Below are 26,995 nucleotides of genomic sequence, written 5' to 3'. Positions count from 1 at the left end.
GGTCCGAACGGACCCGGCGGGGACGAACGACCGAGAGGGGAAGCATGACGACGGACACGGACGGCGCGGCGGACGGGGAGCCGACCGGTCCCCTGCGGGTGCGCCCCGCCGCCGGGCACATCGGGGCGGACATCACCGGCGTCGACCTCGCCGGGGACCTCGACGAGGCCGTGATCGCAGGCATCAGGGCGGCGCTGCTGCGCTGGAAGGTGCTGTTCTTCCGCGATCAGCGCCTCGACCACGCCTCCCATGTGGCCCTGGCCCGCCGGTTCGGCGAGCCCGTCGTGCTGCCCCGGCGCGGCACGGCCTCCCCGCCGGACGTCCCCGAGGTCGAGACGACCGCCGACCGGCTGGAGCTGGGCGGGCGGTTCGGCATGGAGCACGACGAGTGGCTGCGGCGCCGCCGCCACACCCTGCTGCGCGGCTGGCACTGCGACCACGGCGCCCGCGTCGACCCGCCGGCCGCGACGATCCTGCGCGCCGAGACCGTCCCGCCCTACGGGGGCGACACCACCTGGTCGAATCTCGCCGCCGCGTACGCCGGACTGTCCGCGCCGCTGCGCGCGTTCGCCGACGGGCTGCGCGCCGAACACCGGCTCGGGGTCGGCTACCAGCCCCGTCCCGGCGACGACGCCTACCTGCGTCATCTCCTGGACCGGCAGACCGCCACCGAGCACCCCCTGGTGCGCGTCCACCCGGAGACCGGGGAACGGGTGCTGTTCGTCAACGGCTACTACGTCGAGCAGATCACCGGGCTGTCCCGTCCGGAGAGCGCGGCCGTCCTGGAACTGCTCCTCCACCAGGCCACCCGCCCCGAGTACACGGTGCGCCTGCGGTGGGAACCGGGCACCGTGGCGTTCTGGGACAACCGGGCCACCATCCACCTGGCGCCGGGCGACACGGCCCACCTCGACCACCCGAGGATCATGCACCGCGTGATGCTCGCGGGGGACGTCCCCGTGGGCGTGGACGGCCGGCCGTCCACGCCCCTCACCGGTACCGCGCCGGGCCGCTGGTAGCGGCCCGCGCTCATCTCAGCGGGATGGTCACCTCGTCCTCGACCGGCGGGGCGACCTCGTGCGCGCGCAGTCCGGTGGCCGCGTGGCAGCGCAGCCGGACCGCGTCCGGGCTCACGTCGAGGCGCAGGAAGCTCTTGAAGAACGGCGGGCTGTACGTCGCCGACCCCGGCGAGAACAACGACGTGTAGGCCTTCCGCACCGGCAGCCGCAGCCGCCTGCCCCGGTCCGGGCGGCTGCCGGTGCCCAGCAGCCCCGCCACCAGCCGCATCCGGCGGGTCACCCGGGGCGCGGCGCCCGGCGTACGGGTGGGGCCGATGCCGAGGCGCTCGGCGATCACGGCCATCGCCTCGGCGTCGGTGAGGGCGAAGAAGCGCCGCAGCCGCAGCCGCCGCCCGTAGAGGGCGCTGTAGAAGGCGAGGGAGTCGCCGCGCAGCGGGTAGCAGCGGAAGTCCCGCTCGGTGACCCCGGCGACGTCCACCCGGGGGATGGTGTGGGTGGCGTGGGTGAACGCGCCCGAGCCGCCCGCCACCACGTACTGCAGGGTGCGGCCGTCCTCCAGCCGCACCGGGTAGCGCTGGTAGTTGTGGATGTCACCGCCTATCGCGGCCACGTAGTGGTGGGCGGGATCGCGGACGACGTCGTCGACGGTCCCGCCGCCGTCGATCGGGCACGGCTCGTGCTTGCCGTCGACGTACAGCGGCGACCCCGTGACCAGGATCTTCGGACGCGGCCCCCGGGAGACCTCCCGCAGCCAGGCGCCCTGCTCGGCGTCGAGGGTGCCCCGCAGCCCGGTGTCGATGCCGACGATGCGCACCGGACCGGCGTCGATCGCCCAGTACGGCCCCGGCTGCACCGCCCTCTGATCCGCCCCGGACCGCAGTAGGCGCGCCTCGTCGAGACGCGCGCCGTCCCCGGGGCGCGGCCGGTGCCACAGCAGGGAGCGCAGCCAGGCCCGGGTGAGGGGGCGGGGCGCGGGCCCGGGCGGCAGCGGCGGGGCGTCGTCGCAGAAGACGCGCATGAAGCCGCCCAAATCCTCGTACCAGTCGTGGTTGCCCGGTATCGCGTAGATCGGCGCCCGGTAGTCCCGGTACGGGCGGAAGAACTTGGGGCCGTAGTCGTCGGCGCTGCCCACCGGGTAGATCACATCGCTGGCGAGCACGGCGAAGGCGGTGTCGCGGCCCTCTTCCAGCAGGCCGGGCACGACCGCGTACTGAGGATCGCCGCCCTCCCCGGTGTCGCCGATCACCAGGAACGAGAAGCGGTCCGGGTCGTCGCGCCGGATCACCTTGTCGGCCGGGGCGCCGGCCGCTTCCCGCTGGGCCACCCAGCGGGCGCGGACCTCCCCCGTGGGGTCGCCGAACAGCGTGGCCAGGACGCCGTTGCGGGCCGCCCACAGCATTCTCGGGTCGAGCCAGGAGATCCTCCTCGCGGCCCTGTGCGGCATCAGCCGCCGGTACGCGCCGTGTTCGGCGGCGCCCCAGCCGGCACCCTCGGAGGTATCGCGTGAAGATTCGGACACCGGTGCACCGTAACAACGTCGTGCCGGACGGCCGGTGGCCGGGTGCCCGCGGCGGGAGCGGTGAACCCCTGTCGTGGGCACCCCTGTTGGGCTCACCGGATCGGGCCGGACCGGACCGGCCGGGCACGGTGCGCGCCGGCCGGTCCGCCGCCCGTCCGGCCCCCGCGCCAGGTCAGAGGGCGCGTTCCAGCAGACCGAGCAGCGCCGCCCAGTGGCGCTCATCCGCCTCCTTGTCGTAGGCGGCCGTGTCGGACTGGGTGAAACCGTGCCCCGCCCCGGTGTACACCTCGCAGCGGTGACGGACACCGGCGTCCGTCAGGGCCCGCTCCAGGCGCTCGATCTGCTCCGGGGGCAGCGACGGATCCCGGTCGGCGTGCCCGAAGCAGACCTCGGCGGTGATCCGGCCGGCGAGGAGGTGCGGACTGTCCGGCGCGTCCGACGCCAGCCTGCCCCCGTGGAAGCCGGCCGCGGCGGCCACCCGCTCCGGACGGGCGCCGGCCGTACGCAGGGACAGCGCCGCACCCATGCAGTAGCCGGTCACCGCCACCGGCCCGCCGGCCGCCTCCGGACAGTCGGCCAGCCACCGCAGGTACGCTCCCGCGTCCTGCTCCGCCCGGCCGGGCGTCAGCTGCCGCATCACCGGCATCAGGCGCCGCAGCAGCCGGCCCCGCGACGCGTCGTCGATGAAGGCGGGCAGCTCGGCCACCGGGGCGGGGCCGCGCCGGTAGAACACGTTCGGCACCAGGACGGTGTAGCCGGCCGCGGCCAGCCGGTCGGCCATCGCCCGCACCGCAGGACGCAGACCGAAGGCGTCCGTGTAGAACAGCACGGCGGGCCGGGGTCCCCCGCCGGCGGGACGCGTCAGATAGGCGTCGGCCGTCCCGTCCTCCGTGGGAACGGCGACGGCGGTCCCGCGCACGGCGCCCGCCGCCGGCTCCCGGCTCACTCGAAGCGCGAGACGTCGCCCGCGCCCCGCCGTACGATCTCCGCCTCGCCGCCGGAGAAGTCGATCACCGTGGTGGGTTCGGTGCCGCAGTCGCCGGAGTCGAGCACCGCGTCCACCTGGTGGTCGAGCCGGTCCTTGATCTCCCAGCCCTGGGTCATCGGCTCGTCCTCGCCGGGCAGCAGCAGCGTGCTGGACAGCAGCGGCTCACCCAGCTCGGCCAGCAGCGCCTGGGTGACCACGTGGTCGGGGATGCGCACGCCGACGGTCTTCTTTTTAGGGTGCTGGAGCATGCGCGGCACCTCCTTCGTCGCGGGCAGGATGAAGGTGTAGCTGCCCGGGGTCGACGCCTTGACCGCGCGGAACACGTCGTTGTCGATCCGTACGAACTGACCGAGCTGTGCGAAGTCCCGGCACACCAGGGTGAAGTGGTGGCGGTCGTCCAGCTTGCGGATGGTGCGGATCCGGTCGATGCCGTCCCGGCTGCCCAGCCGGCAGCCGAGTGCGTAGCAGGAGTCCGTGGGGTACGCGATCAGGGCGCCGGAGCGGATGCTGTCGGCGACCTGGCCGATGGTGCGGGCCTGGGGGTTGTCGGGGTGCACGTCGAAGTACTTCGCCATTCACCGAGCTTATGCCGCCGGCGCGGCAGCATCGCGCACACGGCCCCGCGGCGCCGGCCGGGCCGGGGCTCCGCCGCGCCGCTGTGAGCCGTGCGCACGGGTGGGGTAACGTCCCCGGCCTGGGCCGATACGGCGGGGAGACGAGAGGGACACCGAGGTGGCAGGCCGTGGGGACGGGATCCGGGGGACGCGGGAAGCGGCCGGGGACACCCCCGGCTGGGCGCGGGAACTGCTCGAGCACCTGCGGCCGGCCGGGCGGGACGCCCGCAGGGTCGTCGACTGGCTGGCCGGCACCGTGCGGGCGGAGGTGGCCCTCCAGGACGCCGCCGGCATCCTCCTCGCCGGCACCCGGCTGCGGCTGGAGGAGTCCCTCGTCGCCGACCTGGGCTCCGGTCGCATCGCCTCCGCGGCCTGGGAGGGGGAGGGGCGCCACCAGCGCCTGGTACGGATCGGCCACCCGTCGGGCACCTGTGTGCTGGCCGTCTCCCGCGGGACGCCCTTCGACCGGCACACCGCCGACGTCGTCACGCACACCGCTCAGGTGATCGAACTGCTGCTGGCCGCCCACGAGACCACCGAGGCGGGGCGGCTGCTCCGGCGGGCCAGGGCCGACCTGCGGCTGGCGATCCTGCAACTGCTGATGGTGGAGGACACCGTGGCGGCCCGCCGGGTCGCGGCCGGGCTCTGGCCGGGCCTGCTGGACGCCGACACGGCGTGCGTGTACGTCGTCGAGTCCGCGCCCGAACGACGCGAACGGCTGGTGACGGAGTGCCTGGACAGCACGCGGGACGAGGCACTGGTGGTGCGGTGCCCCGCCATGGACGGGCACGTGATCGTCGTCAGCCCCCGCGAGAGCACGGCGTCCGAGCTGCGGTCGCTGGTCGGACGGCACCCCGACACCTTCCTCGGCGGCAGCGTGTGGCAGAGCCTCGCCCGCACCGCCACCGCCTACGGGCAGGCCGTCAGCGCCCTGGCCGTGGCGCGCTTCCGCGCCGACAAGACGGCCGTGTACGCCGAACGCACCCGTCCCGAGCGGCTGATGGACCCCGCCGTCCTGCGCGGCTGGACGGGCCGGGTGCTGCGGCCGCTGGACTCGCTGCCGCACCACACGCGCGCCGAACTCCTCGCCACCACCCGGCTGGGCCTGGAGTTCACGGCGGTCAACACCGCCAAGATCCTCGGTGTCAGCCGCAACACCGTGCGGGCCCGCATGGAACGCGTCGAGACCATGCTCGGCGTCGACTTCGGCGACATCACCGCCCGCGCCGTCGTCCACCTGGCGCTGCACACCCAGATCAGCCTCCTCGACGGGCAGCCGGAGCCCGGCCGGGACGCACCCTCCCCGGGCCTCACCGGCCTGCTGTCCGGCCCCGCCGTCGGCGCCTGGGCAGGGGAGCTGCTCGGGCGGCTGGACAACGACACCCGCGACCTGCGCCGCACCCTGCGCACCTGGATCCACGCCGGGGGCAACGCCGAGCGGGCGGCGCAGAGTCTGGGCGTCCACCCCCAGACCGTCCGGGAGCACGTGCGCAGCGCCGAACCGGTCCTGGAACGCCAGCTCCTGGCCACCGGCACCGATCTCTACGAGGTCGTGCTGGCCCACTTGGCGGTGGGCGACCTGGAACCGCCGGTGCTCGCGGCGGAGTGAACCGGGCGTATCGGACGCGGTTGTGCACGGATGAGTCATCCGGCCGCCGCAGCGGGCACCGGTGCGGTACACAGGCACGCCCCGTTCCGATTAGTTTCTAGCCACGGCGGGGGCACGACCGGAACGGGGGACCGGTCGCGCCCCCGGCCCCCTGCTCCGCCCGCCCCGGTGCGCGGGCCTTCTCCTCGTTTCCGGGCGTCTTCGCCGTCCTCGTCGTCGGCGCGGTGTGCCCGCGCGCCGGGCGGGTACCCGGCCGCGGCTGTCAAGCCCGCCCCCTGCGGCACCCGTGACGGGGCGGACGGTGAAACGAGCACCGCGAGGAGGAGATCCGATGAGCAGCGAGACGGAGACCGGCGGCGCCACCGGCACGCAGGACAAGGACTACAACCTGATCTGGTACGTCGAGGCGTGCCTGAGCAACGCCCTGCGCCTGGAGGGCTACATCCAGGACGCCGAGCGCGCGAAGGACACCGAGGTCGCCGACCTGTTCCGCAAGGCGCAGGCGGACAGCCGCAAGGGCGCGGAACTGGGCAAGGGGCTGCTGCGCGCACGCCTCGACGGCGGCTGAGCAGGCCGTACCCACCCGGGCCCGGTCACCGTGCGCGGCACGGTGACCGGACCCGTTCCGTGCCCCGGCAGGTTCGCACCTCCCCGGTGCGCGGCGGCCGGCCGCCCGGACGCCCGGCGCGCGCCCGCCGTGCCGCCGGACCTGTCGGCCGGATGGCGTACGGCCGGTCGGGGGCCGTCCGGCCGCGGTGTCCGACCCCGGCGCCGCACCGGGGCCGACCGGCGGCGTCCGTCCGCGCCGTCGAGTCGCAGCCCGCCGGGATGCGCGGCAGCATGACCCCCGTACGCACGCGACCGGGGGGACGACGAGCAGTGCAAGGAGCCCACGATCATGACGGACGTTTCGAGCCGGGGTCCCGCCCCGGGCGACGACCGCAAGGTACTGACCAACCGCCAGGGCCATCCGGTCTACGACAACCAGAACCAGCGCACGGTCGGCGCCCGCGGCCCGGCCACGCTGGAGAACTACCAGTTCCTGGAGAAGATCAGCCACTTCGACCGGGAGCGCATCCCCGAGCGCGTGGTGCACGCGCGCGGCGTCACCGCCTACGGGTTCTTCGAGGCGTACGGGAAGTGGGGCGACGAGCCCGTCTCCCGCTACACCCGGGCCAAGCTCTTCCAGGAGCAGGGCAAGCGCACCGACCTGGCCGTGCGCTTCTCCACCGTCATCGGCGGACGCGACTCCTCCGAGGCCGCCCGTGACCCGCGTGGCTTCGCCGTGAAGTTCTACACGGAGGACGGCAACTGGGACCTCGTCGGCAACAACCTGGGCGTGTTCTTCATCCGGGACGCCATCAAGTTCCCCGACGTCATCCACGCCCTCAAGCCCGACCCGGTGACCTTCGAGCAGCAGCCGCGGCGCATCTTCGACTTCATGTCGCAGACGCCGGAGGCCATGCACATGCTGGTCAACCTGTTCAGCCCGCGCGGCATCCCGGCGGACTACCGCCACATGCAGGGCTTCGGTGTGAACACCTACAAGTGGGTCAACGCCGAGGGCGACACCAAGCTGGTCAAGTACCACTGGATGCCCAAGCAGGGCGTGCGCTCCATGACCGAGGAGGACGCCGCCAACGTCCAGGCGGACTCCCTCGGCCACGCCACCAAGGACCTGTACGAGGCGATCGCCCGCGGCGACCACCCCGAGTGGGAGCTGCTCGTCCAGATGATGGACGACCACGACCACCCGGAGCTCGACTTCGACCCGCTGGACGACACCAAGACCTGGCCCGAACAGGACTTCCCGCCGAAGCCGGTGGGCCGCATGGTGCTCGACCGGATGCCGGACAACTACTTCGCCGAGAACGAGCAGATCTCCTTCGGCACCGGTGTCCTCGTGGACGGCCTCGACTTCTCCGACGACAAGATGCTCGTCGGCCGGACCTTCTCCTACAGCGACACCCAGCGCCACCGGGTCGGCCCGAACTACCTGCAACTTCCCGTCAACCAGGCGAAGAACGCCGAGGTGCGCACCAACCAGCGCGACGGGCAGATGACGTACTTCGTGGACGACAGCGGGGACAACCCGCAGGTCAACTACGAGCCGTCGATCACCGGCGGACTGCGCGAGGGCGAGTACCCGACGCACGACGACCAGGGCCCGGAGATCGTGGGCCGGCTCACCCGCAAGCGCATCCCGCGCACCAACGACTACCTCCAGGCGGGCCAGCGCTACTGCCTGATGGAGGACTGGGAGCGCGACGACCTGGTGAAGAACTTCACCGACTTGTTCGCGCAGTGCGACCGCGAGGTGCAGGAACGCATGGTCTGGCACTGTCTGCTGGCCGAGAACGACCTCGGCCGCCGGGTCGGCGAGGGCCTCGGCATCATGCCGGAGGACGTCGCCCACCTCGAACCGCTCGCGAGCCAGACCCTCACCGACGAGGACCGCAAGCGGCTGGCCAACCTGGGCGACAACCCGCCGCGCGACGTCGAGGGACTCACCATGACCCACTGCGTGCCCGACGAACGGCACGTGGTCACCCGGTGAGCGCTCACCCGGCCGCGGCGGCCCGCGCCACCGCGAGCGCCTGCTCGGCGTAGCCGCGGCCGAACAGCACGGCGTGCACCAGCAACGGGAACAGCTGGTGCACGCCGACGCGTGCCTCCCACCCGCCGGCGAGCGGCGCCGCCTGCCGGTAGCCGTCCAGGACCGCCCGGAGACAGGGGCAGCCGAAGAGGGCGAGCATCGCCAGATCGGTCTCCCGGTGCCCGCCGTGGGCGGCCGGGTCGATCAGCCGCACCTGGCCGTCGGCGCCCCACAGCACGTTGCCGTTCCACAGGTCGCCGTGCAGCCGGGCCGGCGGCTCGGCCGGCCCCGACAGCTCCGGCAGCCGCTCGCAGACCCGCTCCACGACGCCCGCCTCACCCGCACCGACGACGCCGTCGTCGACCGCCCGGCGCAGGTACGGCAGGACCCGGTGCTCGGCGTACCAGGCCGGCCAGTCGCCGCCGGTGACGTTGCGCATGGGGGCGAGTCCGATGAACGCCTCCACCGGGCCACCCGGCGGCGGCGCCCCGAACGCGGGCGCGCCCGCCGCGTGCAGACCCGCCAGCTCCCGGCCGAAGCGGACGGCCGCCTCCCGGTCCGGCCCGCCCCGCCGCACCCGGTCCACGACCAGCCGTCCCGCCTCGTGACCGTGCACCGCGGGCACCCGCACCGTCCCCGCCGCGGCCAGCCAGCGCAGCCCCGCCGCCTCGGCGCGGGCGGCCCGCGGGCCCGGGGTCCGTTTGACGACCACCACCCGGCCGTCGTCCAGCACGGCCTCGGCGAGCGAGCCGGACAGCTTCCGCACCGCGGTGACCGTCCGCCCGGTGAGCCGGGCCGCCACGGCCCCGTCTCCGTCCCCGTCGGCCGGCGGGGGCATCGGGTTCATGCGCGCGACTCCTCACGTCGGCGGAGGTGCCCAGCGTACGGGCCCGACCGCCGCCGAAAGCTCACGCGGGACGGTGAACTCCCGGCGCGCGCCGATGGAACGGGGCCGCGGCGGGGGAGCACTGGGACCATGACGAGTTCACCGTTCCAGCGCACCCTCACCCTGCCCGCCTCGCTCTGCGAGAACGCCGCACAGCACCTGGAACAGGCCGCCGGACGGACGGTCGACGGGGCCGGTGTCCCGCTCAAGGCGTTCCGCGCGGCCGCCGAGAACGACTACACCCTCCCGGTCGCCGTCGTCGAACAGGCGGCGGGCTGCCTGCTGGTCCTGGCCACGGAGACCGCGCAGACCGTACGCCCGTCCGTCCTGCGCACCACCATCGGCGTCGCCCTGCGCCTGCGCGACGCCGTCGAGGCGGTCCACCAGCCGGCGCTCACCACCCGGTTCTGGTGACGGCACGCGCCGAACGCCCCTCCCTCCGGCGGCGCCGAATGCCCCTCCCGCCGGAGGGAACCCGGCACCTACGCCACCACCGACACCCCCAGGAGTAGCCCATGAGTCTGTTGCGTGTCCTCGGCCGGCCGATGCTGGCGTCGATGTTCGTCGCGGGCGGGCTCGATTCCGTCCGCAACCCGCAGAACGTCGCGGGCCTCGCGGAGCCCGTCGTACGGCCCGTCACCGACCGGGTCGAGCTGCTTCCCGACAGCACCGAGGAATGCGTACGCCTCAACGGCGCCGTCCAGGTCGCGGGCGGTCTGCTGCTGGCCACCGGACGGCTGTCCCGCCCGGCCGCGCTCGCCCTCGCCGTCACGCTGGTGCCCACCACCCTGGCCGCGCACCGCTTCTGGGAGGAGGAGGACCCGGACCGCAAGAGCCAGCAGCGCATCCACTTCCTGAAGAACCTCGCCATGCTCGGCGGCCTGCTGATCGCCGCCGACGACACCGGCTCCGCCCCCTCCCTGCTGTGGCGCGGCCGGCACGCCGCGCACGACCTGCGGCGCGACGCCCACCTGGTACGCCGCTCCGTGCGGGCCGGGGCCGCCCCCGCGGCGATGGCCGGCCGCGTCCGGGGCAAGCTTTCGCGCTGACCGGCCCGGCACGTTACACCCGGGCCGCGAGGGGAACCGGGGAGCGGAGTGGGCCCGGCCGGGCGCCACACGGACCGGAAGGTGATGGACATGGGACACGGAGGCAACGTCATCGACGAGCTGGTGACCGACCACCGCGAGGTCGAGGAACTCTTCGGCAAGATCGAGGCTCTGCCGCCCGGCCACAAGGACCGCAAGGTGTACGCCGACCAGGCCGTGATCGAACTGGTCCGGCACTCGGTGGCCGAGGAGGCCTACCTCTACCCGGCGGTCCGCGAACACGTGCCGGGCGGGGACGCCCTGGCCGACCGGGAACTCGAGGACCACGCCACGGCCGAGCAGACCATGAAGGACCTGGAAGGCTGTGACGCGGACGACGCCGAGTTCGACCGGCTCATCGGCTCGCTGATGAGCGAGATCCGGGAGCACGTCGCCGACGAGGAGCGGAACCTCTTCCCGAAGCTCCGCGCCGCCTGCTCCACGGAGGAGCTCGACCGGCTCGGCGAGAAGGTCCGGCAGGCGAAGAAGACCGCCCCGACCCGGCCGCATCCGGCCGCCCCGGACAAGCCCCCCGCGAACAAGCTGCTGGCTCCGGGCACCGGCATGGTCGACCGGCTCCGCGACGCGCTGAGCGGGCGCGGCAAGCACGACTGAACGGCAGGGCACGACACGGGTGGGGGCCCGTCGCCGCGGCGACGGGCCCCCACCCGTGCCCGCTGCTTGTGAGCAACCCCACTCACCACCCCAACTCCCCGGGACACGCGCGCGCTTGACGCCCCCGGCCCGGTGACCTCCGGCCGCCCGGAGGGGACTCGGTGCCGCCTTCTGCCACGATGGTCCGCGCCCAGTCCGGGTGACGGGAACCGCCGCGCAGCGCAGCCGGCGTTCCGCTTCCCGCGCCCCTCGCCCCGAGCCCCCGGCTCGTCCGTCCGAGTAGCGCTCCTGTGTCTTCCTCACCCCCTCCCGCCCGGTCCGGGTCCCGTTCGCCCTGGCGCTCGCTGCGGCACCGCAGCATGCGCTGGTGGTCCGTCGCGAACTTCGTCTCCAACGCCGGTACGTGGATGCAGCTCACGGTGCAGAACCTGCTGGTCCTGCAGATCACCGGTTCCGCCGCGGCCACCGGTCTGTCGATGTCCGTGCAGGCCGCTCCCGCCCTGCTGATGAGCGTCGTCGGCGGTGCCGCGGTCGACCGCTGGCCGCGCAGACTGACCGCCGCCGTCAGCCAGGCACTGCTGTCGGTGATCGCGTTCACCACCGCCTTCCTGGTGGCGTTCGACCGGCTCGACCTGACCACCCTGATGGTGCTGGCCGCCGTCACCGGCATGGTCGCCACCGTCGACAACCCGGCTTGCGCCCTGCTGGGCAACGAGCTCGTCCCGGCCGAGGACGTGCCCTCCGCGATCGGGGTGGGAGCCCTCGTCTTCAACGCCGGCCGGCTCGCGGGCGCCGCGCTCGCCGGGGTGACCGTCGGGTTCCTCGGCACGGCCGCCGCCTACTTCGCCAACGGCTTCTCCTTCCTCTTCGTGACCGCGGTCATCCCCTTCCTGCACCCGGCGGCGGGCGCGGTACGGCACGTCGTCGACCGGAGCGGGCGCCCACGGGCCGCCCTGGGCGTACGTGAAGGGCTCGCCTTCTTCGCCCGCCGCCCCCGGCTGCTGGCGCTCGCCGGGGTCACCGGCGTCAGCGCCGTCTTCGGACGCAACTACGGGCTGACCCTGGCCGTCCTGGTCACCGGGCCGCTCGCGGGGGGCGCGGGCGCCTTCGGCACGGTGTCCACGGTCCTCGCCGTCGGCGGGATCGTCGGCGCGGTGCTCGGCGCGCGGCTGCGCAGGCCGTCCGTCCGGCTGGTCGGCGCCCTCGCGGCGACGGGCGCGCTGCTTCAGGTGGTGGCGGGCATGTCGCCGTCGCTGGGCGTGCTGCTGGTGCTGGTCCTGCCGATGGCGGTCGTCGAGTCCGTGTCCGACACCGCCGGTACGGCCGTCCTGCAGACCGACCCGCCCGCCCGTCTGCGCGGCCGCGTCCTCGGCGTGTGGGGCAGCGTCGGCACCGTGTGGAGCCTGGGCGGCCCGCCCGCCCTCGGTCTGCTCATGGAACTCGCCGGCGCCCGCGGCGCCCTGGTCACCGGCGGCCTGATCATCGCGTCGTCCATCGCCGCGGGTCACCTCCTCTCCCGCCGGAGGGACACCCCGCTCGCGCTCCCCACGGAGAACGCACCCCGCCCCGCCCTGGAGACGGCGGCCTGACCGGGGCGGCCGGGCCGTGGCCCGGCCGCCCCTCACCCCTTGCCCGACCTGACGGCCACGGCCGCCGCGTCGGCGGCCCGCCGCGCCAGCGACGTGGTCGACCGCCCGTCCAGGTACGGCAGCACCACCGCCTGGCCGCCCCACCCCCGCAGCACCTCCGCCTCCGGAAGGGCCTGCACCGAGTAGTCCCCGCCCTTCACCCACACGTCCGGCCGCAGCCGCTCCAGCAGCGCCGCCGGGGTGTCCTCCTCGAACACCACCACCGCGTCCACGCTGCCGAGCGCCGCCAGCACCCGCGCCCGGTCCGCCACCGGGTTGAGCGGCCGGCCCGCCCCCTTGCGCCGGGTGACGGAGGCGTCGGAGTTGAGGCACACGATCAGGCAGTCCCCGATCCGCCGGGCGCTCTCCAGCAGCCCGACGTGCCCGGCGTGCACCAGGTCGAAGCAGCCGCCCGTGGCGACGACCGTCCCCCCGCGCGCCCGCACGCCCTCCGCCAGCGCGAACGCGTCGGCCGTGCCGGCCCCGGGGCCGCGGCCCGGGGCGGGGACCGCCGGAGTCTCCCAGAGGTCCGGGTTGCCCGCCCCGCCCGCGGCGACGAACGCGGCGGCCGCCGCCACCGCCCGCTGCAGCGCCTCCTCCGGCAGCAGCCCGTCGGCCAGCGCCGCGACGGTGGTGGCGGCGAAGCAGTCACCCGCCCCGCACGGATCCCCCTCGGCCCGGAAGGGGGCCGGGATCAGCATCGGCGTCCCCCCTCCCGGCCGGGTCAGCAGCACGCCCCGGTCGCCGAGCGTCACGGCCACGCCCGCCGCCCGCCAGCGCTCCGCGAGGGCCGCCCCCCGCTCGGCGAAGGCGCCCAGCGACGGCCCCGACACCCCCGGCGTACCGGCGCACAGGGCCACGGCCTCCGCCGCGTTGGGCGTGACGATCCGCGCCCCCGGCACCGGGGACTCGCCCCTGGGGTGGGGGTCCCACACCAGCGGGGTCCGGCGGGCCGCGTCCTCCAGATGCGCGCGCACCGCACCCGCGGTGTGCCGGCCGTAGTCGGCGACGAGCACCGCGTGCGCGCCCGCGAGCGCCTCGCACACCGCGCCGTCCGGCTCCCCGGGCGTCCCGCCGCCCCGGTCGATGCGCACCACGGGCCGTCCACCCGCCAGCACCCTCGTCTTCACCGGCAGCGTGCCGTGCAGCGGCAGCTCCAGCAGCCGGACCCGGCCGCTGAGCCCGCGGCGGACGGCCTCGCTGGCGGGGTCGTCGCCGAGGGCGGTCACCAGGACCACGTCCCGGCCGCCCCGGGCGGCGAGCGCGGCGGCCAGCCCCGCCCCGCCCGGGTGCCTGCGGTCACCGGTGACGTCGACGACCGGCGCGGGGGCGTCCGGGGCCAGCCGGGTGGCGACCCCTTCGATGTCCTCGTCCAGCAGCACGTCACCCACCACGACGAGCGGCTTGAGAGCGGTCATGACGTCCTCCCGGGAACGGCCGCCGCCCGCCGCGCGAGGGGCGTGGACACGACGGTGTCGAACGACTCGCAGAGCAGGTGCACGGCGACGAGGTGCGTCTCCTGGACCGTCGCGGTGCTGCCCGCCTCCACGCACAGTGCCTCGTGGGCGGCCTCCGCCAGCGGATTGGGTCCGGGTCCGGTGAGCGCCCAGACCCGCAGTCCGGCCCGCCGGCCCGCCACGGCCGCCGCGATCAGGTTGGCGCTGCGCCCCGAGGTGGACAGCAGCATCAGCACGTCGCCGGGACGCCCGTGGGCGACGACCTGGCGGGCGTACACGTGGTCGAACCCGTAGTCGTTGCCGATCGCGGTGACGCTGGAGGTCTCCGCGTGCAGGGCGAGCGCGGAGAAGGCGCGCCGCTCCCTGCGGTACCGTCCGACCAGTTCGGCGGTCAGGTGCTGGGCCTGGGCGGCGCTGCCGCCGTTGCCGGCCGCCAGCAGCCGTCCCCCCTCGGTGAGGACGGCGGCGAGCCGGCCGCCCCAGTCGGCGATCCGGGGCAGGCCGTTCGCCCGGAGGCCGTCGAGGGCCTCCTGGAGCGACCGGCAGTGCAGATGCGCGGCGTCGAGCGCGGAGTGTTCGGTCATCCTGTTCCGGGCGCACCACCTCGGTGGGGACGGCGGTGGGACCCGCACCTCCTTCCAGGGTTCCGTTCGTGAGCGGTCGCCGGGGCCGGCCGGTCAGCCGGCCCGGGTCGCGGCGGGTTCCGCGTCGAGGACCTCGCAGTAGGCCGCCTCGGTGGCGGCGGCGATCCGCGGCCAGCCGTACCGGCTGAGCACCCGGCGGCGGCCGGCCGCACCGCAGGCGGCGCGGGCCGCCGGGTCGGCGAGCAGCGCGGCGACCGCCCGGGCCAGCGCCTCGGGGTCACCGGCCGGCACCAGCCGCCCGGTGCCCGGATCCGCGATCGTGTCGAGCTGACCGCCGACCGCGCTGGCCACCACCGGACGCCCGCATGCCATGGCCTCCAGCGGGACGATCCCGAACGGCTCGTAGTCGGCGGGGCACAGCACCACGTCGGCGGAACGCAGCAGCGCCGGCACCCGGGCGGCGTTCACCCCGCCGGTGAAGCGGACCCGGCCGGCCACCCCGGCGTCCCGGGCGAGCCCGCGCAGCCGGCGCACCTCCGGGTCGTCGTCCAGACCGCCCGGCGGCGGGCCGCCGACCACGACGAGCTCGGTGTCCGGCAGCCTGGCCAGCGCCGCCACCGACACCGCGGCGCCCTTGCGGGGCACCAGCCGGCCCAGCTGGAGCAGCCGGTACCTGAACGGCCCGCGCGGCGCGGCCGGTCCCACCGGGGTGAATTGGTCGGTGTCCACCCCGCACGGCACGACGCCGATCCGGTCCGCCGGCACCCCCATCCGCAGCAGCTCGGCCACCTCGTCCCGGCAGGTGGCGACGACACGGTCGCAGCCCAGCCCCACCTCGGTCTCGCAGCCGATCCGTTCCGGCGGGCTGGTGTCGGCCCGCCCCTGGTGCCGCCGCTTCACCGTGCCCAGCGCGTGGAACGTGTGCAGCAGCGGCAGCCCCAGCTCCCGGGCCACCCGCAGCGAGGCCAGCCCCGACATCCAGTAGTGCGAGTGCACCACGTCCGGGGTGCGGGCACGCCACGCCCGGGCCAGGTGCTGCCCGAACTCCTCCATGCAGGGCAGCAGCCGGTCCTTGGGCACCGGCCGCGCGGGGCCCGCGGGCACGTGGTGCACCTCGACGCCGTCGCGCAGCGGCACCCGGTCGGGCAGGGCGGGGTCGTCGCGGCGGGTGTGCACCGTGACGCGGTGGCCCCGGTCGGCGAGCGCCCCGGCCAGGGCGGCGACGTGGACGTTCTGCCCGCCGGCGTCCACCCCGCCGAGCGTGGCGAGGGGACTGGCGTGCTCCGAGACCAGCGCGATGGAGAGCACACCGGGCGCGAGGTCCTCGTCGGGGGAGGGGCCGGCGGGGACGGAACCGAGGGGCGGGGTCATGAGCACACCTCCGTGATCAGGCGCTCCCAGTCGTCCAGGAACCGCTTGAGCCCGTACCGTTCGAGCGCGGCCTGCCGGGCCCGCGCGCCGTCCGCGGCGGCCGCCGCCGGGTCCGCGAGGTAGCGGCGGGCCGCCCGGGCGAGGACGTCGGGCCGGTTGGACACGGTGCCCGCACCGCCCGGAACGGCCTCGGTCACCTCGGTGGTGGCCAGCGCCAGGACGGGCATGCCGAGGTGCATCGCCTCGAGCAGGGAGAGACCGAGGGAGGTCCAGCGCACCGGGTGCAGGTACATCCGGCGCTCGGCCATGGCCGCGTGCAGATCGCGCTGCGGCAGGTCGGCGGTCCGGCACCGCTCGGGCGGCAGGCCCAGGTGCCCGGCGAGCCCGTCGGTGCGCATGCCGAACACGTCCAGCGGCACCGCCCGGGACAGCTCGGGCAGCAGGTCCGTACCGGTGTACCGGCCGCGCCGTACCGGCTCGTTGACGACGACCGCGGCGCGCTCCAGCAGGCCCGTGTAACGGTGGCCCGGGTCGACGACGCCGTGCTCGATCACCTCGGTGCGGGTGCTGCCGCAGTCCCAGAACAGGCGGTTGAAGTGCGTGACGTGCACGACCGTCAGATCGGCGCGGTCCGCGAAGGGGTGGCGGGTGTCGGGGACGGCGCCGTCCGGGGCGTTGTGCTCCAGGTACACGGCCGGCACGTCCCGTCCAGGGCGGCGGCCACCGAGCCACTGCCGGGCCAGCTCGATCTCGTGCGGCCGTTGCAGGACGACCAGGTCGAACGGGGTCTCGCGCAGCTCCTCCGGTGCGGCCTCGCGCACCGACGCGGGCCAGGCGAAGGTCCGGGCACGGCCCAGTCCGTCGGGACCGCGGTCCTCGGTGACGGGGACGACGTAGGTGTGCGGGCCCTGGACGAACGCCGTCGTCCAGGAACCGTGGACGTGCCACAGCAGGATGTTCATACGCCGGCTCCTTCGTCCGTGCGCCGCCTTCGCTCCGGCGGCGGGCGGGTCATGACGGCTGCCGTTCGCCGGCCGACGGCGGGCGGACGGACGCGGGTGCCCCGGCCCGTCCGGGGCGGGGCGGCGCCACCCGGTGGCGGAGATGACCCCGCAGCCGGTGGAAGACCGCCACCGGGGGGATGACCGTGCTGGTGAGGACCATGGTGACGATCTCCTGCCGGGTGCGCGGGCCCGGGAGGATCCGGGCCAGGGCGAATTCGGCGGTTCCGGCCAGCCAGCCGCCGAGACAGACCGCCGAGGCCCGCGGCCGGCCGGCCAGCGCGCAGGCCACGGCCGCCAGACCCGCGGCGGTCACCGCGAGGTGACCGGGCAGGCGCCCCCGTGGCGCGTCCGCCCGCTGCCGCCAGTCGCGGCCGTGCAGCCGGGACATCAGCACGTCGTCGGCGTTGCCCGCCTGAGCCCGTACGGAGATCCAGCGCCCGGCCTCCCGCACCGGGTGGCTGGTCAGGCGCCGGCCCTCCGCCAGCGTCCAGCCGGCGTCGAGCACCCGCAGCGCCAGGTCCGCGTCCTCGCGGAAGGCCCGGCGGAACCGTTCGTCGAAGCCGCCGGTGCTCTCCAGCGCCCGGCGGCGGTACACCATGTCGGCGGTGATCCAGCGGGCGGTGGCGAGACCGGCGGTGTTGCGCTCCCAGTCGGTGGGCCGGCGGTCCGCCGGCAGCGGCACCTCGATCCGGGCGGTGATCCCGGCGGTGGCGACGCTCGCCCCGGCGAGGTCGAGGGCCAGATCGTCGGCCCAGCCGCTACCCGGGACCACGTCGTCGTCGAGGAAGACGATCCACGGCACGTCCCCGGCGGCCCGCCAGCCCGTGTTGCGGGCGGCGGCCGGCCCCCGTGCCCCGCCGGGCACGACGACGGTGCGCGAGCGCAGCGCCGGCGGAACGGCGGCGGTCAGCGGCGCACCGGCGGGGTCCGGGCGGTCGTCGACCACCACGACCCGGGCCGGTCCCGGCCCGTCCGCCTCCGCCAGCGCCCGGAGGCACCGGGCCAGGCAGGGCCGGCCGAGCGTCGGCACCACCACGGCGTACTCGCCGCTCGGCGCGGGGGACCCGGTCATCGCGGCACCCCGCCCTCGCCGGTGCGGAACAGGTCCGCGCGCCGGATGGCGTACGGGCCGATGGCCAGCAGGTCGACGGGGGAGGAGCCGAAGCACTCCAGGGCGTCGCGCGGGTCGTCCACCATGGGCCGGCCGGCGGTGTTGAGGCTGGTGTTGACGACCACGGGCAGCCCGGTCAGCCGTTCGAACCCGGTCAGGACGGCCGCCACCAGGGGCTCGCGCGCCGGATCGACGGTCTGGATGCGGGCGGTGCCGTCGACGTGCACCACGGCGGGGATGCGTTCCCGCCAGGCGGGGGCCACGTCGTGCACGAACAGCATGTACGGGCTGGGCAGCGGTCCTTCGAAGATCTCCGCGGCCCGGTCGGCGAGGACCATGGGCGCCACCGGACGGAACTGCTCGCGGCCCTTGACGTCGTTGAGCCGCTCCAGGTTGCCCGCGTGCCCCGGGTGGGCCAGCAGCGAGCGGTGGCCGAGTGCCCGGGGGCCGTACTCGCTGCGTCCCTGGAACCAGGCGACGATGCCGTTGTCGGCCAGCGTCCCGGCCACGGTCGCGGCGATGTCGGCGGGCCGTTCGAAGGGCACGGCCGCCGTCTTCAGCCACGCTCCCAGCTCCGCGTCCGACCAGTCCCGGCCGAGGTCGGCGCCGGGCATGGGTTCCGGTCCGTCACCGGCCCCGGCGGACAGCAGCAGGGCGCCGCCCAGCGCGGTGCCCGCGTCCCCGGCCGCCGGCTGCACCCACACCCGGGAGAAGGGGCCCTCCCGGGCGATGCGGGAGTTGGCGACGCAGTTCAGGGCGACGCCCCCGGCGAGGGTGAGCACGCGGTCGTGGGTGCGGCCGTGCAGCCAGCGCACCAGGTCCAGCAGGGTCTCCTCCAGCACGGCCTGCGCACTGGCGGCGACGTCGGCGTGGTCCCGGGTCCAGGGTTCGTCGGGCCCGCGCGGCGCGCAGAACTCGTGCCAGGGCACGCCCGCGGCGTGGAAACCGCCGTCGCCGGTCGGATACACGTACCGGCGCAGTTCCGCCAGCATGCGGGGGGTGCCGTGGGAGGCGAGGGCCATCACCTTGAACTCGTCCGAGGAGCGCAGGAAGCCGAGGTGCCCGGTGAGTTCCTCGTAGACGAGGCCGAGGGAGTGCGGGAGGTCCTGCGCGCGCAGCGACTCCAGCCGGTCGCCCACCCGGCGGGCGGCGAGGTGGGAGGCGCGTTCCCCGCGCCCGTCCAGCACCAGCACCGAGCAGTCCCCGCCGCCGGGTGCGGCGAAGGCGCCCGAGGCGGCGTGCGCCAGGTGGTGCGGGACGAAGCGGACGGCCTCGGGGTCCAGGCCCGGCAGCACGGTCCCGAGGAACCCGGGGGCCTCCCGCGCGTAGGTGAGCCGCAGGTGGTCCCACGGGTCGTCCAGGCCCATCGCGTCGGCGGGGCGGGCGAGCGCCGGGTCGAAGGAATACGCGACCGCGTCGAGGTCCTGGGGGCGCAGCCCGGCGCGCTTCAGGCACCAGGCGGCGGCCTGCTCGGGCAGCTCCCACGCGGAGAACGGCACGGGCCGCTTGCCGTGCTTGCGCCGGGAGAACCTCTCCTCCTCCGCGGCGGCGACGGTACGTCCGTCGATCACCAGGGCGGCGGCGGGGTCGTGGAAGAGGGCGTTGATTCCGAGGATGCGCATGGCGGACGCCTTTCGCGGATCGGGGCGGCCCGGGGCCGCGTGTCGCGGGCGGTAACGGCCGCGCTCAGCCACCGGCCTCCGAGCGGAACCAGGCGATCGTGCGCCGCAGCCCCTCCTCGGCGTCCACGCGGGGCTCCCAGCCGAGCTTGTCGCGGGCCAGCGTGATGTCGGGGCAGCGCACGGCCGGGTCGTCCACCGGTCGTTCGATGTAGCGGATCTCGGACGCCGACCCGGTCAGCCGGACGACCGTCCGGGCCAGGTCCAGCATGGTGATTTCGCCCGGGTTGCCGATGTTGACCGGGCCGCGCATGCCGTGGGCGGCCGCCGCGAGGATCCCGGCCACCGTGTCGTCGACGTAGCACAGCGAACGGGTCTGACGGCCGTCACCGGTCACGGTGAGCGGCTCACCCGCCAGGGCCTGCCGGACGAAGGTCGGCACGGCGCGCCCGTCGTGGCCGCGCATCCGCGGGCCGTAGGTGTTGAACAGCCGCACGATGCACGTGTCGGTGCCGTGGGTGTCGGCGTGGGCGGTGGTGAGCGCCTCGCCGAAGCGCTTGGCCTCGTCGTAGACGCTGCGCGGGCCGACGGGGTTGACGTTGCCCCAGTAGCGCTCGTCCTGGGGGTTCTGCAGCGGGTCTCCGTACACCTCCGAGGTGGAGGCGAGGACCAGGCGGGCTTCGGAGCGCTGGGCGAGCCGCAGCGCGTTGCGGGTGCCGAGGCTGCCGGCCTCCATGGTGTGCAGCGGCAGCCGCAGGTAGTCCGCCGGGGAGGCGGGCGAGGCGAAGTGCAGCACGAGGTCGGGCCGCCGGTCCACCGGCAGTTCCTCGGCCACGTTGGCGCGTACGAGGGTGAATCCGGGCCGTTCGAGCAGCTCGGTGACGTTCTCCGGCCGCCCGGTGCTGAAGTCGTCCACGCAGGTGACGGCGGCTCCCGCGTCGAGCAGGGCGGTGCACAGGTGGGAGCCGACGAAGCCCGCGCCGCCGGTGACGACGACGTGCTCCCAGTTCCGGGATATGGCGGTGGTCATGTCGCTCAGCCCTCCGTCGGAGGTGTCGGTGTCCGGGCCGACACGGTGCGTCCGGCACCTGGATCGTGGCCGTCGAGCCCTCGATCAGCCTGAGCCGTCACCCTCGCCACGGCACGGTCGCCTACTGCAAACCGGTGAATCACGGAGCGTGAGCGCGGGGTGGTGCGGACCGTCTGCGCAGGTCACAGCGGTGCCGGACGGTCGGGGCGGGTACGACGGTCGGCGACGCGGCCGGACCCGGACCGTGGCGGCGCGGCCGGGCGGGGGTCCCCGCGCGGGTCAGGCGACGAGCGCGGGGTCCGGCCCGAGGCGGGCGAGGAGGGCGGCGTGGTGGAGGGTCGCGACGGGGAACAGCAGGTCGGGGTGGCGCAGCAGGACCGCGGAGCGGCGGTCGGTCGCGTCGGGGGCGAGCAGCCGGCGGAACTCGGCAGGCGTGTCCGCGTCGAGGGAGCCGACGGCGAGACGGGCCAGGTGGGGGTCGGCGAGCAGACAGGCCGCCCAGCTGGCCACCACCTCGTCGACCCAGGTGCGCCAGGCGTCCTCGTCGCCCCCGCCGGTGACCTGGTCGAGCCGCGCCGAACCCCCCGGGCCCGCGAGGGACAGCAGGGCCGCGTCCATCGCCGAGGGGTACCGGAGCCTGGCCGCGACCGTCACCGCCTGCCGCGCCTGCGCCTCGCACAGCGCCGCGGCCAGCGCCCCGCCGGACGGGGGGAAGGCGCGGGTCAGCCACTGAGCGGTGGCCGCGATGACCGGGGTGAGATCTGCATGCACTGCCGGGCCGTCCGAACCGTCGGGAGCGAGGGGACCGCGGCGAACGCTAGCCGCCGGACGGTCCGCCGCGGCGTGACCCGTGCCTCCTTCACCGCGTGGTCTCGGCCACACCGCCCGGGCGCGGTGCCGCCGCCCGGCGTGTCCGAGCGGGCCCGGCGGGCACCCGACGGCCATGGACGTACTCAGCCGCCCCCTGATCGACCGCACCCTCCCCCTGCTGGCCGAGGGTTACGCCTGGCTGCCCAACCGGATGCGCGACGCCCCCGGCCCGGTGGTCCGCACCCGGATCATGGGCCGCCCCGCCCTCGCCCTGCGCGGGCCGGAGGCGGTCCGGTTCTTTTACGACGAGCAGAACGTGCACCGGCACCGCGCCATCCCCGAACCGGTGCTCGCCACCCTGTTCGGCCACGGGGCGGTGCACACCCTCGACGGTCCCGCCCACCGTGTCCGCAAGTCACTGTTCCTGCCCCTGCTGGAACCCGGCCGGATCACCGGCCTCGCCGAACACGTCGGCGCGGCCTGGGACGACGCCGTACCGGGCTGGGCCCGGCGCGGCTCCGTGGTGCTGTTCGACGAGGCGAGCACGGTCCTCACCACCGGGGTGCACCAGTGGGCCGGCCTGCCGGTGGGGGACGCCGGGGCCGAGGCGACGGCCCGGGACATGATCGCGATGGTCGACGGCTTCGCGACCGCGGGGCCGCGCCATCTGCGTGCCCGGCGCGCCCGTGCCCGCCAGGAGGAGCGGCTGGGCCGGCTGGTGCGCGGCGTGCGCTCCGGCGAGGTCCCCGCGGAGCCGGACTCGGTGCTCGGCCTGGTGTGCCGGCACCGTGACGCCGACGGCGAGCCGCTCGACGAGAAGACGGCCGCGGTGGAACTGCTCAACGTCGTGCGCCCCACGACCGCGGTCGCCTGGTTCGTCGCCTTCGCGGCACACGCCCTGCACCGGCGGCCCGAACTGAGGACCCGTCTGGCGGACGGGGACCCCGCGTTCACCGCGGCGTTCACGCACGAGGTGCGCCGCTTCTACCCGTTCGTTCCGTTCCTCGCGGGGCTGGCCGCTCGCGACCTGTTCTGGCGGGGGCAGTGGATCCCGGCCGGGGGACTGGTGGTGCTCGACGTGTACGGGCAGAACCATGACGAGTCGCTGTGGGGCGATCCGTACGCGTTCCGCCCGCAGCGCTTCCTGGAGCGGCCCGTGGGGCGCGACGAGCTGATACCGCAGGGGGGCGGCGACCCGGCCGCGAACCACCGCTGTCCGGGCGAGGGGATGACCCTGGGCGTGCTGGAGGCGCTCGCGGGGCGGCTCGCCCGAATGGAGTACACGGTGCCGGAGCAGAATCTGTCCATCCCGCTGAACCGCGTACCGACCCGCCCGCACAGCGGTGTTCTCCTTGCGGGAGTACGGCCGGCGGCCGGTTAGCGGGGCGCTTCCCGAGGGGCCTTGAGCGTCAGGCATGTTGAAGAAGTGATGAAAGTAAGTTCTGTAGAAGTGGCGTGATTTGTCCTATTCGGGTGAGTCTGACATGGAACGTACTCGCTACGCCTCAGGGAGATGGTGTCATGCGTTCCGAACAGATCACCGAAGAGCTGACCGGCGTCAAGAGCGCCGACATCGAGGCGGCACTCGACCCGGTCGAGGCCGACGGTGTGTACCGCGACAGCCGGCAGTGCGCCGCGGCGGCGCTGCTCTCCGGTGCGGCCAAGCTGCTGCTCTCGCCCCCGACCCCGCGCCCCAAGAAGGGCTGAACGGATCGACGGGAGCAGCCAGATGGAGCAGTCAGGCACTTCGACCCGCTTGCAGGCCGCGGTGCAGGGCCTCGCCTCCGGTGTGGTCTCCGCCCTTCGGGGCGGGGACCACCCGCACGTCGTCCCCGCGGGGGACGGCGCGGAAGCGGGAGACCTCGCACTCGCCGCCGTACGCGTCCTGGGCGCGGACGCGTTGCTGCCCGGCCTGGTGCGGCCCACTCCGCCCGACCCGGCGGAGGTGGCCGTGTTCCGCAAGGCCGTCGAGGCGTATCCGCCCCGCCCCGACGCCGCGCCCACCGTCCGCTGGAGCCACTGGGGCATGACACGCGCCCTGCGACGGCTCGACCCCTCCTTCCTCCCGGGCCCGTCCGCCGAGCCGGACACCGGATGGCTCGAAGGGGCGGGCTGGCAGTACCTCACCCACCAGCTCGCCGTGCTGGCACCGCTCGCGGTACCCGGAGAGGAGTGCGCGGTGAGCGCCCTCGCCGCGCGCCGCCCCGTGGACGTCGCCCGCGGATTCGTCCGGGCGGTGCGCCGCCGGGACTGGCGGCAGGCCGCCGGCGCCGGCCGCTGGCTCACCCTGCTGCCCGGTGTCCCGGACACCGTCGGCCTCGAAGCGGGCCTCGACTTCGTGGAACTGATGGGCGGACAGGACCCGTTGGTCGTCCTCCAGGTACAGGCGGCCAGGGCGGCACGGACCGGGGCACCGGTGTGACCGCGCCGGACGGCGTCACGGACGTCCGGCGGACCGCCGAGACCGCGCTGGCCTGGGTGGACGCCCATCGCGCCGGTTTCACCCTCGGCGAGGACGCCCTGGCGGTGGACGGCGAGGCCGACCGGAGCTGGAAGCCCCTCGGTGAACTGGCCCAGGTCTGCGTGACCGTGTCCCGCCACACCGAGCGCTCCGACCCCCTCCACGCCCGCGCCCGCGCCCTGCTGGACTTCGCCTGGCGGGAGACCGAGGAGGGCGACCTGTTCCTGCGGCTGCATCGGCTGGAGCCGTTCGCGACCTACCCGCTGGAGGTGTACGCGACCCTGGCCTCGGCCGGATACCGTCACCGCGCCTTCGAGGAGGCGGCCGCCGTGGTCGCCCGCACCCGCGGCTGGCGGCTCACCGAACAGGACCCCACCCGGCGCCTGGGCGTCCTGCGCGCCGAGGAACGCTGCGGCATCCGGCGGCCGTCCCCGGCGCCCGAGCCGCCGCTGACGTGGCTCGGCGGGCTGCCCGAACCGTGGACCTTCGAACGCGACGCCGGATACGCCCTCACCCACGTGGTCTTCCACCTCACCGACTGGGGCGACGACGCCGCCGGACTGCCGCCCGGCCTCGCCGCCTACCTGGCCGACTGGCTGCCGCCCTGGATCGACACCTGCCTGGAGGCCCGGAAGTGGGACCTGAGCGCCGAACTGCTCGCCGTGGCCGCGGTCGTGGCCCGCCCGGCCGGGGACCTGCCGCCGTTCGACGCCTGGCAGGTGCTGCGCGCGGCGCAGCGCCCGGCCGGTGAACTCCCCCTGGAGGACCGCGATCCACCGCCGGAGGAGCCCGGCGCGCCCGCCCTGCCCGCGGACGACGAGTGGTACTTCCTCCACCACTACCACTCCACCCTGATGGCCGCCTTCGCGGCCGTACTGACCTGTGAACGCCCCGCCGCCCCACCCGCCGGCACCGGCGCACGGCACCGGCACGGCGGACGAGGAGCGCCTCGATGACGGACACCCGCCTCATCCACACCGTCGGGGTCGGCGCCCTGGAATGGCTCTGGGCGCACCGCGACGGCTTCCGGCTGGAACCCGACGCGGACCCGGAAGTGGGCTTCCTGGAACGCTTCAAACCGGTCGGCGAACTCGCCCTGGTCTGCAAGGTGCTGTTCCGCGAGGGCGTCGCCGGCTCCCGCCAGGCGGAGCTGGCCCGCAGACTGCTCGACCACGTCTGGCGCGACACCCTGGACGGCGGCACCATGCTGGTGCGCGGACAGCGGACGGAACCCGCCTCGCCCATTCCCTTCGAGGTGTACCTCCCCTTCCGCGAACTCGGCTACAGCCAGCCCGAGGTGGAGCGCGCCGCCGCACTGAACCACCGGCTCGACAGCTGGGCCGCCCTGGAGACGACCCCCACCCGGCGCCTCGGACTCTCCGCCTTCGAGCGCCGCTTCGGGCTCACCCCCCGCCCCCCGGAGCCCGAGGCCCTGCGCGCCACCTGGCTGGCCCGCACCCCCGAACCCTGGACCGTCGAGGGCCACATCGCCTACGACATCACCCACTGCGTCTTCCACCTGACCGACTGGGGGGAGAACCCCGGCGGCCTGCCCGGGGACATCGCCGGCTACCTCGCCACCTGGCTGCCGGTGTGGATCGACGACTGGCTGGACCTGCGACGCTGGGACCTGCTGGGCGAACTCCTCGTGGTCGACGCCTGTCTGCCCCGCCCCACCCTGGACGAGCCCGCCTGGACCGCGTTCGCCGCCGCACAGCAGCCGGACGGCGCCATGCCCGCGGTCCGCGCCATGCCCGAGGGCGACGAGGAGGCCGTCTTCGACGTCGTCTACCACTCCACGCTGGTCGCCGCCTTCGCCTCCGTCCTGGCCACCTCCCGCGCCCTCACCGAGCTGGCCCGGGCCTCATGACGACGGCGTACCGCGCGTCCTGGCCGGGCCGTACCCCCGACCGGGACGCCGGTCCCGCGGACCGCCCGGCGCCGCACCCCGGCGACGACCCGGGGGCGCGGCTGGAAGCGGCCGTCGCCGCGTCCGACGCCCCCGACACCGTCTTCGCCCTCTCCCGCGACGGCCGCCGCACGGTACGCACCGGTGGTACCGCCCCGCCCCCGCCCCGCCCCCGCGACACCCTGCGCTACGAGGCCGGCTCGGCGACCAAGACGTTCACCGGGCTGCTGCTGGCCGCGCTGGTGGAAGAGGGCCGGCTCTCCGGAGGCGAGCCGGCCCTCACCCTCCTCGACCCGGGCCGTCCGCCCGGCGCCCTGCCGGTCACCCTCGCCCACCTCGTCACCCACACCGCCGGGCTGCCCGCACTTCCCGCGGGCTTCTACCCGCGCGCCCTGCCGGCCTGGCGCACCAACCCCTACGCCCGCTTCGGCGACGCGCGCGTGACCGGCGCCTTCCTGCGCCACCGCCCACGCCACCGGCCCGGCACCCGCTGGCGCTACTCCAACTTCGGCGTCGCCGTGCTCGGCCACGCCCTGGCCGCCGCCACCGGCACCCCCTGGCAGGACCTGGTCACCGGCCGGCTGCTGCGGCCCCTCGGCCTGCGGCACACGGCACTGCGGGCGGACCCCGCCGCGGCGGCGGACGCCACCGGGCACGGCAAGGACGGCACCGCCGTGCCCGCCTTCGACGCGGGCGGCTTCCAGGCGGCCGGGGCCCTCCGGGCCACCCCGCACGACCTGCTCACCTTCCTGGAGGCCCACCTCGACCCCGGCCGGTGCCCCCCGCTGGCGGGGGCGCTGCACGCCGTGCGCACCCCCGTACTGCGGCGCGGACTCGGGCACCGGCACGTGCACACCGTCGCCTGGTTCCGGCACCCGGCGGACGGCGGGCCCCTCTACTTCCACAGCGGGGCGACCCTCGGTCAGCAGACCTTCCTCGGCTTCCGGCCCGGCACCGGGACCGCCCTGGCCGCGGTCTGCACCCGCCGCTTCCGCCCCCACGACCCGTTCCTCGCCACGGCGTACGCCCTGCTGGCCGAGGAGTAGGGGACCCGCCGCCGAGCGGGGCCCGCGCACG

Annotated in this window: 26 protein-coding genes; 14 read left to right on the top strand and 12 right to left on the bottom strand. The window is 75.3% G+C overall.

Features of this window, described 5'->3' with window-relative positions; genetic code table 11:
- Positions 1-44: 44 nt before the first annotated feature.
- Positions 45-1,019 carry a TauD/TfdA dioxygenase family protein gene (locus tag IE118_RS24170; protein ID WP_189560122.1) on the top strand — a complete coding sequence of 325 codons (975 nt, stop codon included), beginning with the start codon at positions 45-47 and terminating at the stop codon, positions 1,017-1,019.
- Positions 1,020-1,029: 10 nt separating this feature from the next.
- On the opposite strand, the gene IE118_RS24165 is transcribed toward IE118_RS24170, so the two are convergent.
- The 3 genes from IE118_RS24165 to IE118_RS24155 all read right to left on the bottom strand — a co-directional run bounded on the left by IE118_RS24165 (position 1,030) and on the right by IE118_RS24155 (position 4,101).
- The gene (locus tag IE118_RS24165; protein WP_189560121.1) at positions 1,030-2,538 is read right to left on the bottom strand and encodes a metallophosphoesterase family protein; all 1,509 of its coding nucleotides are present in this window, start codon (positions 2,536-2,538) and stop codon (positions 1,030-1,032) included.
- A 172-nt stretch (positions 2,539-2,710) separates the two neighbouring features.
- Entirely contained in the window at positions 2,711-3,484 is a 774-nt protein-coding gene (locus tag IE118_RS24160) for a dienelactone hydrolase family protein (protein ID WP_189560120.1), read from the bottom strand.
- Positions 3,481-4,101, bottom strand: a complete 621-nt coding sequence (locus tag IE118_RS24155; RefSeq protein WP_189560119.1) for an L-threonylcarbamoyladenylate synthase — start codon at positions 4,099-4,101, stop codon at positions 3,481-3,483. Before IE118_RS24155 ends, IE118_RS24160 begins: the two co-directional genes overlap by 4 nt.
- A gap of 157 nt (positions 4,102-4,258) precedes the next feature.
- On the opposite strand from IE118_RS24155, the gene IE118_RS24150 reads away from it, so the two are divergent.
- The 3 genes from IE118_RS24150 (at position 4,259) to IE118_RS24140 (ending at position 8,306) form a co-directional block, all read left to right on the top strand.
- On the top strand, positions 4,259-5,749 hold the full coding sequence (locus tag IE118_RS24150) for a helix-turn-helix domain-containing protein (protein ID WP_189560118.1): 1,491 nt from the start codon (positions 4,259-4,261) through the stop codon (positions 5,747-5,749).
- A 331-nt stretch (positions 5,750-6,080) separates the two neighbouring features.
- Positions 6,081-6,317 (top strand): hypothetical protein, encoded by a 237-nt coding sequence (locus tag IE118_RS24145; protein WP_189560117.1) that lies wholly within the window; start codon positions 6,081-6,083, stop codon positions 6,315-6,317.
- 330 nt (positions 6,318-6,647) lie between these two features.
- On the top strand, positions 6,648-8,306 hold the full coding sequence (locus tag IE118_RS24140) for a catalase (RefSeq protein WP_189560116.1): 1,659 nt from the start codon (positions 6,648-6,650) through the stop codon (positions 8,304-8,306).
- Between the two features lie 4 nt (positions 8,307-8,310).
- On the opposite strand, the gene IE118_RS24135 is transcribed toward IE118_RS24140, so the two are convergent.
- Entirely contained in the window at positions 8,311-9,192 is an 882-nt protein-coding gene (locus IE118_RS24135) for a fructosamine kinase family protein (protein ID WP_189560115.1), read from the bottom strand.
- Between the two features lie 129 nt (positions 9,193-9,321).
- Here IE118_RS24135 and IE118_RS24130 point away from each other — a divergent pair, with 129 nt between their 5' ends.
- The 4 genes from IE118_RS24130 (at position 9,322) to IE118_RS24115 (ending at position 12,523) form a co-directional block, all read left to right on the top strand.
- Positions 9,322-9,645, top strand: coding sequence for a hypothetical protein (locus IE118_RS24130; protein ID WP_189560114.1), 324 nt, complete (start codon positions 9,322-9,324; stop codon positions 9,643-9,645).
- Positions 9,646-9,746: 101 nt separating this feature from the next.
- Entirely contained in the window at positions 9,747-10,280 is a 534-nt protein-coding gene (locus tag IE118_RS24125) for a DoxX family protein (protein WP_189560113.1), read from the top strand.
- A 90-nt stretch (positions 10,281-10,370) separates the two neighbouring features.
- Positions 10,371-10,934, top strand: coding sequence for a hemerythrin domain-containing protein (locus tag IE118_RS24120; RefSeq protein ID WP_189560112.1), 564 nt, complete (start codon positions 10,371-10,373; stop codon positions 10,932-10,934).
- Between the two features lie 359 nt (positions 10,935-11,293).
- Positions 11,294-12,523 (top strand): MFS transporter, encoded by a 1,230-nt coding sequence (locus tag IE118_RS24115; protein ID WP_229846924.1) that lies wholly within the window; start codon positions 11,294-11,296, stop codon positions 12,521-12,523.
- A 32-nt stretch (positions 12,524-12,555) separates the two neighbouring features.
- Here the strand turns inward: IE118_RS24115 and rfaE2 are convergent, their stop codons facing one another.
- The 8 genes from rfaE2 to IE118_RS24075 form a co-directional block, all read right to left on the bottom strand.
- On the bottom strand, positions 12,556-13,980 hold the full coding sequence (gene rfaE2, locus IE118_RS24110; RefSeq protein WP_189560110.1) for a D-glycero-beta-D-manno-heptose 1-phosphate adenylyltransferase: 1,425 nt from the start codon (positions 13,978-13,980) through the stop codon (positions 12,556-12,558).
- Complete coding sequence (locus IE118_RS24105; RefSeq protein ID WP_189560109.1) at positions 13,977-14,603, bottom strand: D-sedoheptulose-7-phosphate isomerase; 627 nt, start codon at positions 14,601-14,603, stop codon at positions 13,977-13,979. The genes rfaE2 and IE118_RS24105 overlap by 4 nt, the downstream gene beginning before the upstream one ends.
- A gap of 93 nt (positions 14,604-14,696) precedes the next feature.
- Positions 14,697-15,974, bottom strand: coding sequence for a glycosyltransferase (locus tag IE118_RS24100; protein WP_189560108.1), 1,278 nt, complete (start codon positions 15,972-15,974; stop codon positions 14,697-14,699).
- Positions 15,971-16,936 (bottom strand): glycosyltransferase, encoded by a 966-nt coding sequence (locus tag IE118_RS24095; RefSeq protein WP_189560107.1) that lies wholly within the window; start codon positions 16,934-16,936, stop codon positions 15,971-15,973. The genes IE118_RS24100 and IE118_RS24095 overlap by 4 nt, the downstream gene beginning before the upstream one ends.
- 49 nt (positions 16,937-16,985) lie before the next feature.
- A complete protein-coding gene (locus IE118_RS24090) occupies positions 16,986-18,050 on the bottom strand; it encodes a glycosyltransferase family 2 protein (protein ID WP_189560106.1) in 1,065 nt (354 codons plus the stop codon).
- On the bottom strand, positions 18,047-19,711 hold the full coding sequence (locus IE118_RS24085) for a carbamoyltransferase family protein (RefSeq protein WP_189560105.1): 1,665 nt from the start codon (positions 19,709-19,711) through the stop codon (positions 18,047-18,049). Before IE118_RS24085 ends, IE118_RS24090 begins: the two co-directional genes overlap by 4 nt.
- Positions 19,712-19,775: 64 nt before the next feature.
- Entirely contained in the window at positions 19,776-20,738 is a 963-nt protein-coding gene (locus IE118_RS24080) for an NAD-dependent epimerase/dehydratase family protein (protein ID WP_189560104.1), read from the bottom strand.
- A gap of 279 nt (positions 20,739-21,017) precedes the next feature.
- The gene (locus tag IE118_RS24075; RefSeq protein WP_189560103.1) at positions 21,018-21,509 is read right to left on the bottom strand and encodes a hypothetical protein; all 492 of its coding nucleotides are present in this window, start codon (positions 21,507-21,509) and stop codon (positions 21,018-21,020) included.
- Positions 21,510-21,681: 172 nt separating this feature from the next.
- On the opposite strand from IE118_RS24075, the gene IE118_RS24070 reads away from it, so the two are divergent.
- From IE118_RS24070 to IE118_RS24045, 6 genes are all read left to right on the top strand, one after another.
- Positions 21,682-22,929, top strand: a complete 1,248-nt coding sequence (locus IE118_RS24070) for a cytochrome P450 (protein WP_189560102.1) — start codon at positions 21,682-21,684, stop codon at positions 22,927-22,929.
- Between the two features lie 140 nt (positions 22,930-23,069).
- Complete coding sequence (locus tag IE118_RS24065) at positions 23,070-23,255, top strand: hypothetical protein (protein ID WP_189560101.1); 186 nt, start codon at positions 23,070-23,072, stop codon at positions 23,253-23,255.
- A gap of 22 nt (positions 23,256-23,277) precedes the next feature.
- Positions 23,278-23,970 carry a hypothetical protein gene (locus IE118_RS24060; RefSeq protein WP_189560100.1) on the top strand — a complete coding sequence of 231 codons (693 nt, stop codon included), beginning with the start codon at positions 23,278-23,280 and terminating at the stop codon, positions 23,968-23,970.
- Positions 23,967-24,965 (top strand): DUF6895 family protein, encoded by a 999-nt coding sequence (locus IE118_RS24055; protein WP_189560099.1) that lies wholly within the window; start codon positions 23,967-23,969, stop codon positions 24,963-24,965. The genes IE118_RS24060 and IE118_RS24055 overlap by 4 nt, the downstream gene beginning before the upstream one ends.
- Positions 24,962-25,879 carry a DUF6895 family protein gene (locus IE118_RS24050; protein WP_189560098.1) on the top strand — a complete coding sequence of 306 codons (918 nt, stop codon included), beginning with the start codon at positions 24,962-24,964 and terminating at the stop codon, positions 25,877-25,879. The genes IE118_RS24055 and IE118_RS24050 overlap by 4 nt, the downstream gene beginning before the upstream one ends.
- A complete protein-coding gene (locus tag IE118_RS24045; protein WP_189560097.1) occupies positions 25,876-26,964 on the top strand; it encodes a serine hydrolase domain-containing protein in 1,089 nt (362 codons plus the stop codon). Before IE118_RS24050 ends, IE118_RS24045 begins: the two co-directional genes overlap by 4 nt.
- Positions 26,965-26,995: the final 31 nt, after the last annotated feature.

Source organism: Streptomyces pilosus (assembly GCF_014649835.1).
Lineage (GTDB): Bacteria > Actinomycetota > Actinomycetes > Streptomycetales > Streptomycetaceae > Streptomyces > Streptomyces pilosus.
The sequence above is the reverse complement of the archived record's forward strand: the minus strand, read 5'-3'. Positions and strand labels throughout refer to the sequence as shown.